Source organism: Amphritea sp., assembly GCF_048266285.1.
Taxonomy (GTDB): Bacteria; Pseudomonadota; Gammaproteobacteria; order Pseudomonadales; family Balneatricaceae; genus Amphritea.
Map to the genome: position 1 here is coordinate 323,068 of NZ_JBLWZV010000001.1, position 15,579 is coordinate 338,646.

General features: G+C 49.0%; 19 protein-coding genes. 15 read left to right on the forward strand and 4 right to left on the reverse strand.

What is annotated here, in order from left to right:
* The first annotated feature begins 540 nt into the window (after window positions 1–540).
* The 14 genes from ACN0T0_RS01525 (at window position 541) to ACN0T0_RS01590 (ending at window position 11,862) form a co-directional block, all read left to right on the forward strand.
* On the forward strand, window positions 541–1,620 hold the full coding sequence (locus tag ACN0T0_RS01525; protein WP_417222436.1) for a hydrogenase small subunit: 1,080 nt from the start codon (window positions 541–543) through the stop codon (window positions 1,618–1,620).
* A complete protein-coding gene (locus ACN0T0_RS01530) occupies window positions 1,620–3,428 on the forward strand; it encodes a nickel-dependent hydrogenase large subunit (RefSeq protein ID WP_417222439.1) in 1,809 nt (602 codons plus the stop codon). Before ACN0T0_RS01525 ends, ACN0T0_RS01530 begins: the two co-directional genes overlap by 1 nt.
* Before the next feature lie 49 nt (window positions 3,429–3,477).
* The gene (gene cybH / locus ACN0T0_RS01535; protein ID WP_417222442.1) at window positions 3,478–4,170 is read left to right on the forward strand and encodes a Ni/Fe-hydrogenase, b-type cytochrome subunit; all 693 of its coding nucleotides are present in this window, start codon (window positions 3,478–3,480) and stop codon (window positions 4,168–4,170) included.
* A 109-nt stretch (window positions 4,171–4,279) separates the two neighbouring features.
* The gene (locus tag ACN0T0_RS01540) at window positions 4,280–4,552 is read left to right on the forward strand and encodes a HigA family addiction module antitoxin (protein WP_417222444.1); all 273 of its coding nucleotides are present in this window, start codon (window positions 4,280–4,282) and stop codon (window positions 4,550–4,552) included.
* A 182-nt stretch (window positions 4,553–4,734) separates the two neighbouring features.
* Window positions 4,735–5,418 (forward strand): HyaD/HybD family hydrogenase maturation endopeptidase, encoded by a 684-nt coding sequence (locus ACN0T0_RS01545; RefSeq protein WP_417222446.1) that lies wholly within the window; start codon window positions 4,735–4,737, stop codon window positions 5,416–5,418.
* Window positions 5,418–5,732: a HypC/HybG/HupF family hydrogenase formation chaperone gene (locus ACN0T0_RS01550; RefSeq protein ID WP_417222448.1), complete on the forward strand. Its 315-nt coding sequence runs from the start codon at window positions 5,418–5,420 to the stop codon at window positions 5,730–5,732. The genes ACN0T0_RS01545 and ACN0T0_RS01550 overlap by 1 nt, the downstream gene beginning before the upstream one ends.
* 4 nt (window positions 5,733–5,736) lie before the next feature.
* A complete protein-coding gene (locus ACN0T0_RS01555; protein WP_417222451.1) occupies window positions 5,737–6,165 on the forward strand; it encodes a hypothetical protein in 429 nt (142 codons plus the stop codon).
* Window positions 6,166–6,210: 45 nt separating this feature from the next.
* Entirely contained in the window at window positions 6,211–7,086 is an 876-nt protein-coding gene (locus tag ACN0T0_RS01560) for a hydrogenase expression/formation C-terminal domain-containing protein (protein ID WP_417222454.1), read from the forward strand.
* Window positions 7,086–7,316 (forward strand): rubredoxin, encoded by a 231-nt coding sequence (locus ACN0T0_RS01565; protein WP_417222456.1) that lies wholly within the window; start codon window positions 7,086–7,088, stop codon window positions 7,314–7,316. The genes ACN0T0_RS01560 and ACN0T0_RS01565 overlap by 1 nt, the downstream gene beginning before the upstream one ends.
* On the forward strand, window positions 7,316–7,966 hold the full coding sequence (gene hybE / locus ACN0T0_RS01570; protein ID WP_417222458.1) for a [NiFe]-hydrogenase assembly chaperone HybE: 651 nt from the start codon (window positions 7,316–7,318) through the stop codon (window positions 7,964–7,966). Before ACN0T0_RS01565 ends, hybE begins: the two co-directional genes overlap by 1 nt.
* A complete protein-coding gene (locus tag ACN0T0_RS01575) occupies window positions 7,959–9,143 on the forward strand; it encodes a hypothetical protein (protein WP_417222460.1) in 1,185 nt (394 codons plus the stop codon). Before hybE ends, ACN0T0_RS01575 begins: the two co-directional genes overlap by 8 nt.
* Window positions 9,144–9,485, forward strand: coding sequence for a hydrogenase maturation nickel metallochaperone HypA (gene hypA / locus ACN0T0_RS01580; RefSeq protein ID WP_417222462.1), 342 nt, complete (start codon window positions 9,144–9,146; stop codon window positions 9,483–9,485).
* A gap of 2 nt (window positions 9,486–9,487) precedes the next feature.
* Window positions 9,488–10,387 carry a hydrogenase nickel incorporation protein HypB gene (hypB, locus tag ACN0T0_RS01585; RefSeq protein ID WP_417222464.1) on the forward strand — a complete coding sequence of 300 codons (900 nt, stop codon included), beginning with the start codon at window positions 9,488–9,490 and terminating at the stop codon, window positions 10,385–10,387.
* Window positions 10,388–10,389: 2 nt separating this feature from the next.
* On the forward strand, window positions 10,390–11,862 hold the full coding sequence (locus ACN0T0_RS01590) for a sigma-54-dependent transcriptional regulator (RefSeq protein WP_417222466.1): 1,473 nt from the start codon (window positions 10,390–10,392) through the stop codon (window positions 11,860–11,862).
* 452 nt (window positions 11,863–12,314) lie between these two features.
* Here ACN0T0_RS01590 and ACN0T0_RS01595 read toward each other — a convergent pair whose 3' ends face one another.
* From ACN0T0_RS01595 to ACN0T0_RS01610, 4 genes are all read right to left on the reverse strand, one after another.
* Entirely contained in the window at window positions 12,315–12,620 is a 306-nt protein-coding gene (locus tag ACN0T0_RS01595; protein ID WP_417222468.1) for a hypothetical protein, read from the reverse strand.
* Window positions 12,621–12,817: 197 nt separating this feature from the next.
* The gene (locus ACN0T0_RS01600) at window positions 12,818–13,126 is read right to left on the reverse strand and encodes a hypothetical protein (protein WP_417222470.1); all 309 of its coding nucleotides are present in this window, start codon (window positions 13,124–13,126) and stop codon (window positions 12,818–12,820) included.
* 220 nt (window positions 13,127–13,346) lie between these two features.
* Complete coding sequence (locus ACN0T0_RS01605) at window positions 13,347–14,417, reverse strand: nucleoid-associated protein (protein ID WP_417222471.1); 1,071 nt, start codon at window positions 14,415–14,417, stop codon at window positions 13,347–13,349.
* A gap of 78 nt (window positions 14,418–14,495) precedes the next feature.
* Entirely contained in the window at window positions 14,496–14,756 is a 261-nt protein-coding gene (locus tag ACN0T0_RS01610) for a YkgJ family cysteine cluster protein (RefSeq protein WP_417222473.1), read from the reverse strand.
* Window positions 14,757–14,836: 80 nt separating this feature from the next.
* On the opposite strand from ACN0T0_RS01610, the gene ACN0T0_RS01615 reads away from it, so the two are divergent.
* On the forward strand, window positions 14,837–15,379 hold the full coding sequence (locus ACN0T0_RS01615) for a YaeQ family protein (protein WP_417222475.1): 543 nt from the start codon (window positions 14,837–14,839) through the stop codon (window positions 15,377–15,379).
* Window positions 15,380–15,579: the final 200 nt, after the last annotated feature.

The window sequence follows — 15,579 nt, forward strand, 5'->3', positions numbered from 1 at the left end:
TTTTTATATTTTTTCAATGAGCGATTAACGCTTCTTTTGTGTTTGTCTTGCTTCTTCGTTTTCCTTTCCATGATTGTATGTCACCTGTTGTGACGCTCATCATATTCCCTGTGTTGCTTTTGCTGTGATCACGGCAGATTAGCGATTTCGTGTTATGGGTTCGCTATATCGCCTAAGCATGTCTATCACCGTTCATCCATGTTGGCCCCACGTTGATTGTGCTCATAATTTTAGATTCATCGTAAATGTGTTGACCCATCGATAGGGCGCCAATCACGGTGGCAAGTGATTAACCGCTTTGGTGAACGGCTGGATAGATAGTTGTCCTCTGAGTATGAGTGAATGCTTTGTAGCACCCGTGGATCAACGCCTTGGTCGAGTTGGAACGTAATTTGCTGAAATCAATAAGATTAATAATAACGAGAGACGGTACGAACAGTTCCTTAGCGTTTGCATTTCCTCCGGGCAGAGGATGAGCCGATCGTAAAGCGGACTCTTTGCACCTTCCACAAGGCGAGCCTGCTGACGGAGATAACCGCAATGCCTCAATCGATTGAAACCTTCTATGAAGTGATGCGACGCCAGGGAATTACGCGTCGTAGTTTTCTGAAGTACTGTAGCCTGACGGCTGCTGCATTGGGTCTGGGGCCGGCGTTTGCCCCCCGTATTGCCCATGCAATGGAAACGAAGGAACGCACCCCGGTTATCTGGGTGCATGGTTTGGAATGTACCTGTTGCTCTGAATCCTTTATCCGTTCGGCACACCCGTTGGTGAAAGATGTCGTGCTGTCGATGATCTCGCTCGACTACGATGACACGCTAATGGCCGCCGCAGGTCATCAGGCAGAAGCGGCGCTAGAAGAAACTATTCAGAAATATAAAGGTAAATATATTCTGGCGGTTGAGGGTAATCCTCCGCTTAACGAAGACGGTATGTTCTGTATTGTCGGCGGTAAGCCTTTTCTTGATCAATTGAAACATGCGGCCAAAGATGCCGCCGCCATTATCGCTTGGGGCTCTTGTGCATCTTGGGGCTGTGTACAGGCGGCTCGACCTAATCCCACACAAGCTGTGCCAATCCATAAAGTGATTACCGATAAGCCGATTATCAAAGTGCCTGGTTGCCCACCAATAGCCGAAGTGATGACTGGGGTGATCACCTATATGTTGACCTTTGGTCGGTTGCCCGAACTGGATCGTCAGGGTCGTCCTAAGATGTTTTACAGCCAACGAATTCATGATAAATGCTATCGACGTCCGCATTTTGATGCTGGTCAGTTTGTTGAGCATTGGGATGATGAAAGTGCGCGCAAAGGTTATTGCCTCTATAAGGTGGGCTGCAAAGGGCCGACCACCTACAACGCTTGCTCAACGGTGCGCTGGAACGAAGGCACCTCCTTCCCGATTCAGGCCGGTCACGGTTGTATCGGTTGCTCTGAAGATGGTTTCTGGGATAAGGGCTCATTCTATGACCGCCTAACCAATATTCCCCAGTTTGGTATTGAGAAAAATGCCGATGAGATCGGTATGGCGGTTGCCGGTGGTGTTGGCGCGGCCGTGGCGGCGCATGCAGCCGTGAGTGCCATTAAGCGGGCGCAGCACAAAGGAGATCAGGAATAATGAATACCCCGATGAATACTAACGATCTTGATAACTCTGGTCGCCGTATTGTGGTTGATCCCGTGACCCGGATCGAAGGGCATATGCGTTGTGAAGTCAACGTCGATGAAAATAATGTAATCCGTAATGCGGTATCGACCGGCACGATGTGGCGCGGGCTAGAAGTGATTCTAAAAGGTCGTGATCCCCGTGATGCATGGGCCTTTGTAGAACGAATCTGTGGTGTTTGTACCGGTACCCATGCACTGACATCGGTGCGGGCTGTTGAAGATGCCTTGGGTATTCAAATTCCGTTGAATGCGCACCTGATACGTCATTTGATGGATAAAACCCTGCAGGCCCATGATCATATTGTGCATTTCTATCACCTGCACGCGCTGGATTGGGTTAACCCGGTTAATGCTTTGAAGGCCGACCCAGTAGGGACTTCAGATCTACAAAAAATGGTATCACCGCACCATCCAAAATCGAGTCCTGGTTATTTTAAAGATGTGCAAACGCGATTAAAAAAGTTTGTTGAGACTGGTCAACTCGGGCTGTTCTCTAACGGCTATTGGGATAATCCCGCCTATAAATTACCTCCCGAAGCGGATTTGATGGCGGTGGCTCACTATCTTGAAGCGTTGGATATGCAGAAAGAGATCGTCAAAATTCACACGATCTTTGGCGGTAAAAACCCACATCCTAACTTTATGGTGGGTGGGGTTGCTTGCGCGATTAATATCGATGGGATTGGTGCATCCGGTGCGCCGGTGAATATGACCTCGCTTAACTTTGTTTTGCAGCGTATTAAAGAAGCTCAAGCGTTTACCAACAATGTTTATCTGCCGGACGTGTTGGCCATTGCCGGCCTTTATAAAGACTGGCTCTATGGTGGTGGGTTAGCCTCGCAGAATGTATTGGCTTACGGCACCTATCAAAAAGTGCCTTATGAAAAATCCACCGATCTATTGCCGGGTGGCGCGATCGTCAATGGTAACTGGAACGAAGTACATGAGGTCGATGTCCGCGATCCTGAGCAGATCAAAGAGTTTGTTGATCACTCTTGGTACACCTACGAAGGTGATAAGAAAGGTCTGCATCCTTGGGACGGTGAAACCGCGCCTAAGTTTGAGCTAGGGCCGAATACTGTCGGCAGTCGCACTAATATCAAAGAGATCGATGAAGGCGCTAAATATTCCTGGATTAAGGCGCCACGTTGGAAAGGGCACGCGATGGAAGTGGGCCCGTTGGCACGGTATATCATCGCGTATGCTTCGGGTAATGATTATGTACAGGATCAAGTGGACCGTTCGTTAGCCGCCTTTAATCAAAATACAGGCTTGTCATTGGGCTTAAAGCAGTTCCTACCTTCTACTCTTGGTCGTACTTTGGCACGGGCGCTGGAGTGTCAATTATGTGTTGATACGATGTTGGATGATTGGCATCAGTTGGTTGGCAATATCAAGAATGGTGATAGCTCGACCGCCAATGTTGAAAAATGGGATCCGGCTAGCTGGCCAAAAGAGGCGATCGGGGTGGGTACTAACGAAGCGCCCCGGGGAGCGCTAGGTCACTGGATTAAGATTAAGGATGGCAAAATCGAAAACTATCAGGCGATTGTACCGACTACCTGGAACGGTTCGCCGCGCGATGGTGAGGGCAATATCGGTGCATTCGAAGCGGCCTTGATGAATACGCCGATGGAGCGTCCGGATGAACCGGTTGAAATACTGCGGACGCTGCACAGTTTCGATCCTTGTCTGGCCTGTTCTACCCATGTGATGTCTGAAGATGGTCAAGAGCTGACTAAGGTCAAAATTCGTTAAGACGAGCCCCATGCGGGTCGCCCTGCGGCCCGTATGTTGGAGGTATGCTATGGAAACAATCAAACAGAGAACGCAGACCGCGGTGTATGTGTACGAGGCGCCGCTGCGTCTATGGCACTGGACAACGGTATTGTCGATTATTGTACTGTGTATCACCGGTTACTTTATTGGCTCGCCTTTGCCAACGATGCCCGGTGAAGCCAGTGATCACTTTCTGATGGGCTATATTCGCTTTGCGCATTTTGCCGCCGGTTACGTTGTGGCGGTTGGTTTTTTAGGGCGCATCTATTGGGCTTTTGTCGGTAACAGCCATTCCCGGGAGCTGTTCCTGGTCCCTTTTTTCAGTAAGAAGTGGTGGAAAGAGGTGCTTCATGAGGTGCGCTGGTATCTGTTTCTTGAGAAAACTCCGAAAAAATATATTGGTCATAACCCGTTGGGTCAGCTGTCGATGTTCTGTTTTTTTGTCATCGGTATCACCTTTATGATCATTACCGGATTTGCGCTGTACGCCGAAGGACTCGGGCGGGGTAGTTGGGCGGATACGCTGTTTGGTTGGGTGATTCCCTTGATGGGGCAGAGTCAGGATGCGCATACTTGGCACCATCTGGGTATGTGGTATCTAGTCACCTTTATCATGATGCATGTCTATGTTGCTATTCGTGAAGATATTATGTCGCGGCAGAGTCTGATTTCGACCATGATCGGCGGCTGGCGTATGTTTAAAGATAATCGCCCCGATTGAATCAGTGATCGATGATCGGGTGATTCATGCGCTATGGATCACAGGCGAGTGAGCTTGCCGGAGCCATGCTCCGGCCTTTTTTGTTTATCAATCAGTCGAGGAGACGCTGATGCAGCCGCTACGGTTTCATGGACGACGCCCTGAGCACCCCGGCGCCTTTCTGGAACGCTGCTATCTAACGCCGCTGCATCTCAGCCAGTCCCGTTTGGCTAAAGAGTTAGGTATTTCCCGCCGCAGGGTCAATGAAATTGTTAACGGCCAGCGAGCAATTAGCGCCGATACCGCATTACGATTAGCTCACTTCTTTCAGACCTCGCCGATGTTTTGGTTGGAAAAACAACAACGTTGGGATCTGTATCAAGTGGGACGAGAATTAAGCTAAAGATTTGATCACCTAGATACCAAACTGATAACTAACTATCCACTTAGTCTTCTCCTGCCGGCTGTAACCCCCTCTGTAACACCCCCATATTAGGTGCTTCGGCGAAATCGTTCGAATTGGCATAAAGCTTGTAGTCTTAGTGATGAGTAACAACATAATCGGTGCAGGGAGTGGTAGGTCGCATGTCAGGATCTCAATCAGAACTTAGCGGAAGCAGTGGGTCAGTCAATTCAGCGGATCAGACGCAGCCATTGCGGGTGATCATTATGGGTATCGGTAATCTGCTCTGGGCCGACGAAGGCTTTGGTATTCGAGCCGTGGAAACCCTGCATCAGCGTTATCAGTTTGCTGACAATGTTGAAGTGATGGATGGCGGCACGCAAGGGCTTTACCTGGTGCAGCATGTGCAGCGCTGCGACCTGCTGGTGGTGTTTGATGCCATTGATTATGGCTTGGCTCCCGGCACCATGAAGGTGATTCAGGGTGATGATGTGCCTAAATATATGGGGGCAAAAAAGATGAGCTTACACCAGACCGGTTTTCAGGAGGTGTTAGCGATGTCGGAGTTTACCGGTAACTATCCGCAGCATCTGCTTTTGATCGGTGTGCAACCGGTTGAGCTTGAGGACTTTGGCGGCAGTTTAAGGCCTGCCGTACAGGCTCAAGTGGATCCAGCCATTCGTACCGCCTTGGATTACCTACAGGGTTTTGGGGTTATCCCTCAGCCTCGTCAGCAGCCTCTGCCACCCCAAGAGCAGTTGGCTCCGACAGAATTACAGCAACATCGCTATGAAGCCGAACGTCCTTCAGAGGCCGATGCTTGTCGGGTCGGTGATGAGCGCTTTCTTAATGAGCGTCAAGACTGATGTGTATCGGTATCCCTATGCAAGTTGTGAGCTGTAACGGTTTGCAGGCGGTGTGCGAGGCTGATGGTGAACAGCAAACGGTGGACTTGAGCTTGGTGGGCGAATTAGCGTTGGGTAGCTGGGTATTAGTATTTCTTGGCACGGCCCGTGAACATCTTAGCGTTCAGCAGGCGAAAGAAACCGCGGAGGCTGTCAATGCATTACGCAGTGTTATGCGAGGGGAGGCGGTCGATCTTGATCGGGTGTTCGCCGATCTTGTCCAACGGGAGCCACAGCTGCCGGAGCATCTTCGCAGCTCAATAGAGGAGTCATAAAGGTATGTCTGTATTGATTGAACGCTTAACGAGTGAGTTAGGGTATCCATTACTGGATCACGCTAACGTCGATGACTTTATTCAGCAGCAACCTTACTCGGTGCTGTTCTTTACGGAAGATTCTAGCCGCTTTCCTGAGTCGTTGGATGTCGCGGTGATTCTGCCCGAATTGTTGAAAGTTTTTCCTCAATTAGTCCCTGCGGTAATTCACCGTGATGCGGAAAAGAGTCTGCAGGGACGCTATAACTTTACTGTTTGGCCGACCCTTGTGCTGCTCAAGCAGGGCCGTTATTTAGGGGCGATCAGTAAAGTGCAGGACTGGGATCTTTACCTGAGGGATATCGAATCGTTACTGCAGCGAGAGCCAACCCGTAATCCCGGTATTGGTATTCCGGTGGTGGTTAATCCTTCATCGCATTCGCCGTGCGGTTGATGTACTCGCGTGAACAATAAGACTCACAACGACAGGACTGAGAAGATGAACCAGGCTGATATTCCACTGATCAATATGCCCGTAGGCCCCGGTAGCCAACGCGCCAGCGATGATAATGCTGTGCTCGACTATATGCCGATGCCCAAGGAGATGCATACCTATGATATTCCGATGTTGCCGGATACGGAGCAGTTAGAAAGTTGCCCTGAAACACTGGCGTTACTGGAGCATCTGCAACAGCAATTAGATAGCTATACTCCTGAGCAACCGGTGATCAGTCTCGACCTGAATAAACTCTCTGCCGATGGACTCGAGTTGATCAATCAAATCCTTGGTGAAGGCGAGGTGAGTTTGATCTGTAAAACCCAAGATCATAGCGGTGAAGAGGTGAGGGCGCAGGAGACGGTGTTAGCTGGTGTATGGCGTTTGCGTTATATGGATACTGATGGTCGGCAGTTGCGGGAAACCCTTGAGATTGCCGATGTGCCCACCGTGGCTCGCGAGTATGCTTTTTCCCAAGCACAGCCATTGGCGGTTGAGCAGGCAGCATGGCCGGTAGGTGTTTTGAATGCTCCGCCGGTGTTAATTGAGTTGCAGCATAAGAGTGATCGTTATCAGGTCGGCGATGAACCCCATGTGATCAATCTGTCGTTACTGCCATTCTCACCGGCGGATCATCAGTTGCTCGAAGAGTATTTAGGTCAGGGGTCATTGGTAGTGCTATCCAGGGGCTATGGTAATTGCCGCATTAGCAGCACCGCGATCAAGCCGATCTGGCGGGTGCAGTATTTTAATTCAACTGACCACCTGATTCTGGATACCCTTGAAGTGGTAGATATGCCTGCAGTGGTGTGCGCCGCCCCAGAAGACTTGCAAGACAGCGCGTTACGACTCAAAGAGATCAGAGAGGTTTTAGTGTGATGAGCAGTGAACCGGGGCAACGATTTGAGGGCAGTTATCTGGGGCAGAATGATCAACTGAGCGACAATACTCGCTTGGAGTGTAAGATCTGCTGGTATGTTTATGATCCATCTCAGGGCGATGACGTTTGGCAAATTGCGGCGGGTACGCCATTTAGCCAACTACCAGAACATTGGCGTTGCCCGGAGTGCGATGGCGATAGAGATCAGTTTATGGTGTTGGATAACTGATGATTGAGACGGCGCTGATTGAGTCCCGCTATAACGATATTCTCCATACCAAAATGGAGGGGGTGGCGGTACTTAATCACAAATTACAGGTTAAAGCGGTAGGCTTTCAAGCCTTCGGTAACGAGCAACTTGGGGTACTGATAACCCCTTGGTTTATGAGTTTGATGTTGCTGCCTGAGGCGCCAGGCGAATGGACGGAGAATGATGTCGGTCGTAAGGTAGTGCGCACATTTCCTTCGGGTGTTTATGAATTTATTCTCGGTTGGGATGACGCTCTTGAGGGGTATGCTATGTGCGCATTGTTTTCCCCGATGTTTGACTTTGTCGATCAGGCCGCGGCGCTGGCGACGGCCCGTGAAGTGATGAAGGCATTATTTGAAAGCGAATATTTTGCCCCGACGGATCGCCAGCGGGAACAGCAAAAGCAGCGCTTAGCGGCAGCAGAGTTGCAGCAGCGTGATACTGATCGTGATGATAGCCTGACGGCTGGTCAGGTAGCTAATGTATCCGATCACACCCGTTCGGTTATAACGAATGATCCGAAAGTCGATAGCGGCGTTGCAACCGATAACCAACACAGTGCGGTTGTAAGTCGTCGGCAGTTTTTACAGGGACGGATTCGCACCAAAGACGGTGGCGAGCATGGCTGAACTCGCAGGACGCATTGCCGCTGAACTGGATTGGCAGCAGGGACAGATTGTCGGCTTGAATTTAAACTCGAGTCGGCCAGCACAGCTCGGGCGATTATTTTATGGCCGCAGGGTTGATGAGGTGGCCAGAATGTTACCGTTGCTCTTTTCAGCCTGTACCGTAGGGCAACGATTGGCCTTTGCGCGAGCCGTAGAGCAATGTCGAGGTATCGTTATTAGTGATGATGTTGCGGTGGCCCGGCAAGTGTTATTACAGCTGGAAAACGGCCGTGAGCTGTTATTTCGCCTAGTGCAGCATTGGTTGCCTTCAACGCCCAAGCAATTGCAGCTATTACAACCGTTGCAGCGACTGATCAGCACTATGGAGCAACGCTGGGGTTTCTTGCTAACGCCTGTTGCGCCAACATTGTCAGGGGCGACGCATCGCTTAGATCGGGAGGCGCTTAAGCGGGATCAACAGGATGTTGTTAGGCAGTTGAGACAAATATTAGAGCCATTATTGGGCATGCCACTTGAGTGCTTAGCATCGTGGTTACAGCAAGCAGCACCGACAACCATAGCGGTTGGGATATTGTTGCAGCCACTGACGAGTTTACAGCAGCGCTTTGCTGGCCTTTGTTTAGGCCCTGATCTGGCCGAGCTGCCTGACTTGCAACAAAGACAGCAGCGGCAGATACTGGGATCAAAAGATGCGAAACTGCAGCAAACGCTGTTTTGCGCGACGCCTCGGTGGCAAGAACACTGTTGTGAAACCGGTAGTTACGTGCGTTATCGAACGGAATTACAAGGGATGAGGCAGCAGGGCTGGCATGAACTTTGTTGTCGCTATGGCGCTATTTTGTTGCAACTCAGTGATATTCCGAAGAGGCTATTGGCAACAGAGAGTATTCAAATGGTTAGTTCGAATATTGCAGCGGAGGTTGGTTTGGCTGTCGTCGATACCGCCAGAGGTCAGCTGTTACACCGACTGGTGCTAGATGCCGAACAGATTCGTTGTTATGACATAGTGGCGCCTACCGAGTGGAACCTACATCCTCAAGGGCTTGTGCCAAGTAAGTTACAAGGTGTTGCGACAGCGACCGTATCTGAAGCATTGGCCTTGAGCCGAACCATGCTGCTATTGGCGGATCCCTGTGTTGAGTTTGATCTTAAGTTAAAAACAGAGGACGCTATCTGAATGCACGAAATGTCGATCTGTGAGGGAATTATTCAGGTGTTGGAGGAGCAGGCCGCCAGTCAGCACTATCAGCGAGTTAAAACCGTTTGGCTTGAAATTGGCCCGTTAGCGATGGTTGAGATTGATGCTCTGCGTTTCTGTTTTGAGGCGGTCACCCTTAATAGTTTGGCGCAGGGCGCACGGCTCGAAATTATTGAGTTACCCGGGCAAGCCTGGTGCCTGCAGTGCGCCAAAACGGTCAGTATCAGTAAGCGTTATGACGCCTGTTGTGAGTGTGGCAGCTTTCAGTTGCAGGTGACTCAGGGTGACGAACTAAGAATAAAAGAGTTAGAGGTGGAATAAGCATGTGTACAGTTTGCGGTTGTAGTGAAGGTGAGGTTTCTATTGAAGGGCATCACCATCATCATGGACATTCACATAGCCATCAACATGAGGCGGAGCACGCGGCTGACAGTGCCAGTGTAATGGTGAGCGAAGGTGACAATCTGCATTTTGGTCAGGGCCCTGCTCATGCACACGCACCGGGTTTAAGTCAGGGGCGGATGGTGCAGATTGAACAGGATATTCTTGGCAAAAATGATCGCTATGCCGGGCAGAACCGCCAACGCTTTGAGGCGATGAACTTGTTTGCACTGAATCTTGTCTCCAGTCCCGGGTCTGGTAAAACGACACTCTTAACGGCCAGTATTGAACAGCTTAAACGCTGTCCGGTGGCGGTTATTGAAGGGGATCAACAAACGGCAAACGATGCCGAGCGGATCCGCGCCACCGGGGTTCAAGCGGTACAGGTAAACACCGGGAAAGGCTGTCATCTGGATGCTCATATGGTGGGTCATGCAATGGCTCGTTTTGAAGATTTGACCGGCGGTATCTTGTTTATTGAAAATGTTGGTAACTTAGTCTGCCCTGCGGCCTTTGACCTCGGCGAGGCTCATAAGGTTGCGATTCTGTCGGTGACGGAAGGGGAAGATAAACCTTTGAAATACCCGGATATGTTTTATGCCGCTGATCTGATGTTACTGAATAAGACCGATCTGTTGCCCTATCTCGATTTTGATGTTGAGCAATGTATTGCGGCGGCTAAACAGGTGAATCCTGATATTGAAGTGATTCAGGTCTCCGCCCGTTCAGGAGAGGGCATGAGCGAATGGTTGAACTGGATAGAGCAACATCGGGTGGCTAGAATTCATCAACGCATTGAGCAGTTAAATCATCAGGTCGCTCTACTTCAGGAGATGGTGTAAGGATGCAGTATAAACGCCCAACGGTATTATGTGTCGATGATGAAGTTCGCTCACTGGAAACCCTGGAGCGCACCCTTGATGAAGAGTTCGATGTATTGACGGCCAACAGTGCCGCCGCAGCGATGGCTATTCTTGAGACCAAACAGGTTGAGGCGATTATCTGCGATCAACGTATGCCTGAGGTTACTGGTGTTGAATTTCTCACCGAAGTGAGACAGCGCTGGCCTGAACCTGCACGGTTGATTTTGTCGGGTTACACCGACTCAGAAGATATTATTCGCGGGCTTAATGACGCTGGCATTTATCAATATATCACTAAGCCTTGGCACCCTGATAATCTGTTAATGGTGGTGCGCAATGCGTGTAAATTATGTCAGTTGCAGAATGAAAATGATCAGCTCAGCATGGAGATGCGGCTGACCGCAAAGCAGGTTGAGCGAAATATTACCGATAAGAAGGCTTTGCTAAAATCCAGCTTTACGATGGATGAAATTCGCCGCAGTGAGGAGAGTCCGTTAAATGAGCAATGCCAGCAGGCGGCCCGTTTCTCACCCTTTGATGTTTCTGTTTTGATTACCGGTCCTTCGGGTACGGGTAAAGAGTTATTTGCTCGGGCACTGCACTACAATAGTTTACGTGCGGACAAGCCCTTTGTGGTGGAAAACTGCGGCGCGATGCCGGATGAGTTACTGGCTTCGGAGTTGTTTGGTCATAAGAAAGGCTCATTCACCGGGGCGATCTCAGATCATATGGGCATGTTTGAACAGGCGGATGGCGGTACTATTTTTCTTGATGAGATTGGGGAGATTACGCCTGCGTTTCAGATTAAGTTATTACGGGTTCTACAGGAACGGGAAGTCAGGCCACTAGGTGATTTTCAGCGTCGTAAGGTGGATGTTCGGGTAATCGCCTCGACTAACCGGGATTTAGAAGAGGAGGTGCGTGAAGGTCGTTTTCGCCAGGATCTGTATTTCCGTTTAGCGGAGGTCACTTTGACGCTGCCTGAGTTAGCACAACGAAAAGTCGATATTCCACTGTTAGCACAGGGGTTTCTAGATAAGTCGATGGTGGAGTTCGATAAGCCCGTTAAAGGTTTTACCGATGAAGCACTGGCCTGTATGCAGTCCTACTGCTGGCCGGGCAATGTCCGAGAGCTGCAAAATGAGGTGCGGCGTATGTTGGTGCTGGCCGATGATGACTATCTAGGTGCCGATCTATTGTCTCCTCGGGTATTACGTGCGGCGCCACAGGATGAAAATGGTGAAATGGAATTGTTAGCCCGCTTGGATGGTAGCTTAAAGGATCGCATAGAAACCTTGGAAAAACGGATATTGAGGGAAACATTGATCCGTCATCGTTGGAACAAAAGCCAAGCGTCTCGTGAGTTAGGTCTGTCCCGGGTGGGGTTGCGTTCAAAGTTAGAGCGTTATCAACTCGAGCGAGCAACGGTTGTACAAAACACCGATAAACATTAATACTGTCCATTGATGGCGGTATATTCGTCGCCCTGAAATACCTCAATGAGCAGGGTTCTTCTCGCAGTTGGAGTGAGCCTTGTTGCGATGATTCTCTTTCTTACTTCTGCATTGATCGTCTCCATTCTAATATTTAACGTATGTTTATTGCGCGGGTATGCACGGTTTTTAGTGAGTGCTTCTGTTAGATATCGGCCCCTTGCTCAGTCAATAGGATCAATTCATTTTCGTATTTGGTTTGGCATGATAACGGCTGTGATGGTGTTTTCATTGAATGTCGATATCAGCGATGTGACATCAAGCGTATTGGTCACGTAGAGTAGAGAGGTTGTTATACTCGGAGTGGATATTGACAAAGGCGTCATAGAGGACTGAGGAGAATAACAGTAGAGAAGGCTAGAAATAAAAAAAAGCCCTGCATAAGCAGGGCTTTAAAGGGAACTAAGTGAAATTTACTTAGTTAATTTTGTTACTTCAGCCATAGCATTTTCGCCAGCTGTTTTAGCCAGTTCAGTGAATGCTTCACCTTGTGCTTTCAGCATTTCGAACAGTGAAGTGTTAGCTTCAACGTTGAATTTAACAACGTCTTCTGGCGTTTTCAGTGTCTTAGCTTTTTCAGCTTCAGTTTTGAAGAAAGCAGCCAGTTGTTCGCCAGCTTGCTTCTGCAGTTCAACAGATTTGCTGATAGTTTCAGCCTGCATTTCCATAAGGGTTTTTACAGACTCAAAAGATTTAGTGAAATCGATAGGGTTAGTCATGGTCGTTCTCCGGTAATAGTATGTTGCAGTGCACAATGGAGTCTATTTTAGCGATCCTTGTCGGGAAGTCAACGGTTATTTTTGTGCACTGCACAAAAATAACATAGAGCCGCTTAACTTGATTCTGACACCGTCATTTTAGCCTATAAAAAAAGCCCGATAGCTTTCACTATCGGGCTTCTTGAAACTAGGATAGCTTAGCTAGCCAGTTTGGTAATTTCTGCAATAGTTTCTTCACTGGATTCTTTAGCCAGCGCGCTGAATGCCTCGCCCTGTGCTTTCATCAATTCGAACAGTGCTTTGTTAGATTCGAGGTTGAATGTAATAAAGTCTTGTGGTGTTTTAAGTTCTTTCGCTTTTTCAGCTTCAGCTTTGAAGAATTCAGTCAGCTCTTCAGCAGCTTTCTTCTGCAGTTCAACCGTCTTAGTTACAGCCGTTGTTTGCAGGCCCATCAGCGTTTGAGCAGATTCGAAAGGTTTTTTTAAATCGAAAGTTGTGTTGATCATGGTATTCTCCATAAAGTTATGATGCACTGCACAATGAAAACTATTTTAGTTGAAAAAAGTGCTTGGTCAAGTACTTTGTGCGACGCACAATAAAATATTTTCACACTCAGGTTAGCAGTGCAATATGACGCAACAGTGACAACTTAGCGACGCACCGATGAAGCAGTGTTTAGCGTTTAATCGTCGGCTTACGGTGCGCCGTCGTATCGAGGAGAGCGGGTTATTCGTCTTCTGTGTGGAGGGCTTGTTTTAGCTGCTCAATCACTTTAGTGGATAGGCGGTTGATCCGCAATGAGTTGGTTTGTGGGTCGAACTCAATCTCACTATTACTATTGGGCTGACCAAGCGAGCGTTTGGCAAAGTCGAGTTGCCAGTTGTCCATTTTCGCTTTTACTTTTGTGTACGAGTTGATAGTGCTGGTGTGTGGTTGAAACTCTTGGCTTACCTGATAGTTCTCAGAGTTGGCGAACTTACTGAAGGTTCCACTTGCTTGTTCCGCCTGCTCGGGCGGCAGGTGATTATCAAATATTTGTTCTACATCGGGAAGGTAAGCTGATTGTCGGTCGTCACGTTGTCGAGACAGGTAGCTGACAACATCTTCGACAATTTCCTCCTGCTTTTCTTCAAGATGATAATGGCGACAGAAATCTTCGCTGGCTCGGATAAGGTCGGAGGTCGATTTTTTTGATGGGACTACATCGGTACAACCCAAAGCATTAGAAAAGTAGTGGGTTATATCACCTTTACGACGGGTGCCGATAAAGCTTAGGTAGCTATCGCTGCCCTCTTTATAGGTGGTGATATTGATCTTGGCGGCTTGATGTAACTTTTCTAAGTCAACTTCAATGACTTTGGTGGGGTTTAAGTCCTGATCGAAGGCCACCCCCGATTTATCACGTACCAATCCAATCAGGAGGTAGTCGAATACATCTGAGGAGTAGTACATAAAGATCACATAGCCGCCGGTGGCCGAACGGGCTGAAGGTTGCTGCAGCGATGCGGCTAACTGTGCCAGTGCCTGATCACAGAGCGACAAAAAGGTACCGTCATCAGGCGTACTGTTGATAAACGTCTTAAAGCCGGAAATAAATGGGTAGCCTTCACTATTTTCATCATTAAATGAGCCGTGGGTTAGTGCCGAGCGTCGGCCGTAGGCAGATACCAGAGCGTTAAACAGTTGCTGTGCCATTGGATCGGAGACATCGATTGCACCCCCTTTATCGCTGATGGTGGCAATACTGTCGTCGGCTTCTTTAATCAGTTCACGAATGGCGAGAAATTTAAGGTCCATTAAGGCGGTTTCCGGTGCTTTTACTTTGGGCGAGGGTTCGCAAGCTAGGCCTATAGTGTAGCGGATTGGCCCGTCGGGTTAAATATCCGGGGCGGTTTCCCGCTCTAGACGGGCGAGTATGATTAAGGCTTGTTGTTGCGTTTCGCCGCAATGTTCAGCTTGTGCTTGGAATGCATGACACAGCGGTGGGAAGTCAGGGGTGTTCCAGATGGTGCAGTTAAAGGCATCATCTAAATTGACGCAGGGAACGCCGGCAGGTTTGCCGTTCGGCATATTGGGGATCGCGCTACTTATCTGTGGGGCAATACAGCAGGCGCCACACTGAGGTCGGCATTTCATTCAGGAATATTATCCAGGGAGTAAACCGCTATAATAGCGTATTTAGTCTAATAAATGCCCTCAATATAAGGTTAATTCCTATGGCGCTGAAGCCAACAATCTATAAAATCGAACTACAGTTGAGTGATACGGATCGTCACTGTTATGAAACCTGTCATCTCACCTTAGCGCAGCATCCATCGGAAACGTTGCAGCGGATGATGGTTCGGTTGCTGGTTTACGGTATTAATTATCATCAGGATTTGAGTTTTACCCGGGGGTTGTCCAGTACCGATGAACCGGAACTCTGGCAGGTCGGCCCTGATGGGACAGTCGAACACTGGATCGAGTTGGGACAGGCATCGCCTGATCGATTACGTAAAGCGGTTAGCCGGGCACCTAAGATCTCTCTGTATGCCTACGGACGTGAAGTTGATGTCTGGTGGGATAAACAGGGGCAAGCGCTTGGAGAGTTGCCTAAAGTCAGTGTTTGGCGCTTTCACGATAGTGATGTTGCACAGCTGGATATGTTTGTTAGCCGCAGCATGCAGTTGTCACTGACGATTAGCGAGGGTGAGCTGTTTTTGAGTGATAACGAGCATCACCTGACTTTACAGGTTAATCGTTTAGATGCAGGTGCATAAAGGGATATTGAGCGTTAACGAAAGGAAGTATTGATTGTTGCTGTTGTTGTTGGAAAAGACCCGGGCCCCACTGCAAGGGTAGGTTCTGCTGGAAAGAACCTTGCGTCGGTCAGAGAAGGGCCCGGATAAGGCACAGTTTATACCCTTTTACGGGAGGTGCAATTCATCTGCTGCAACGCCAATCGAGGTTTTACCCAATC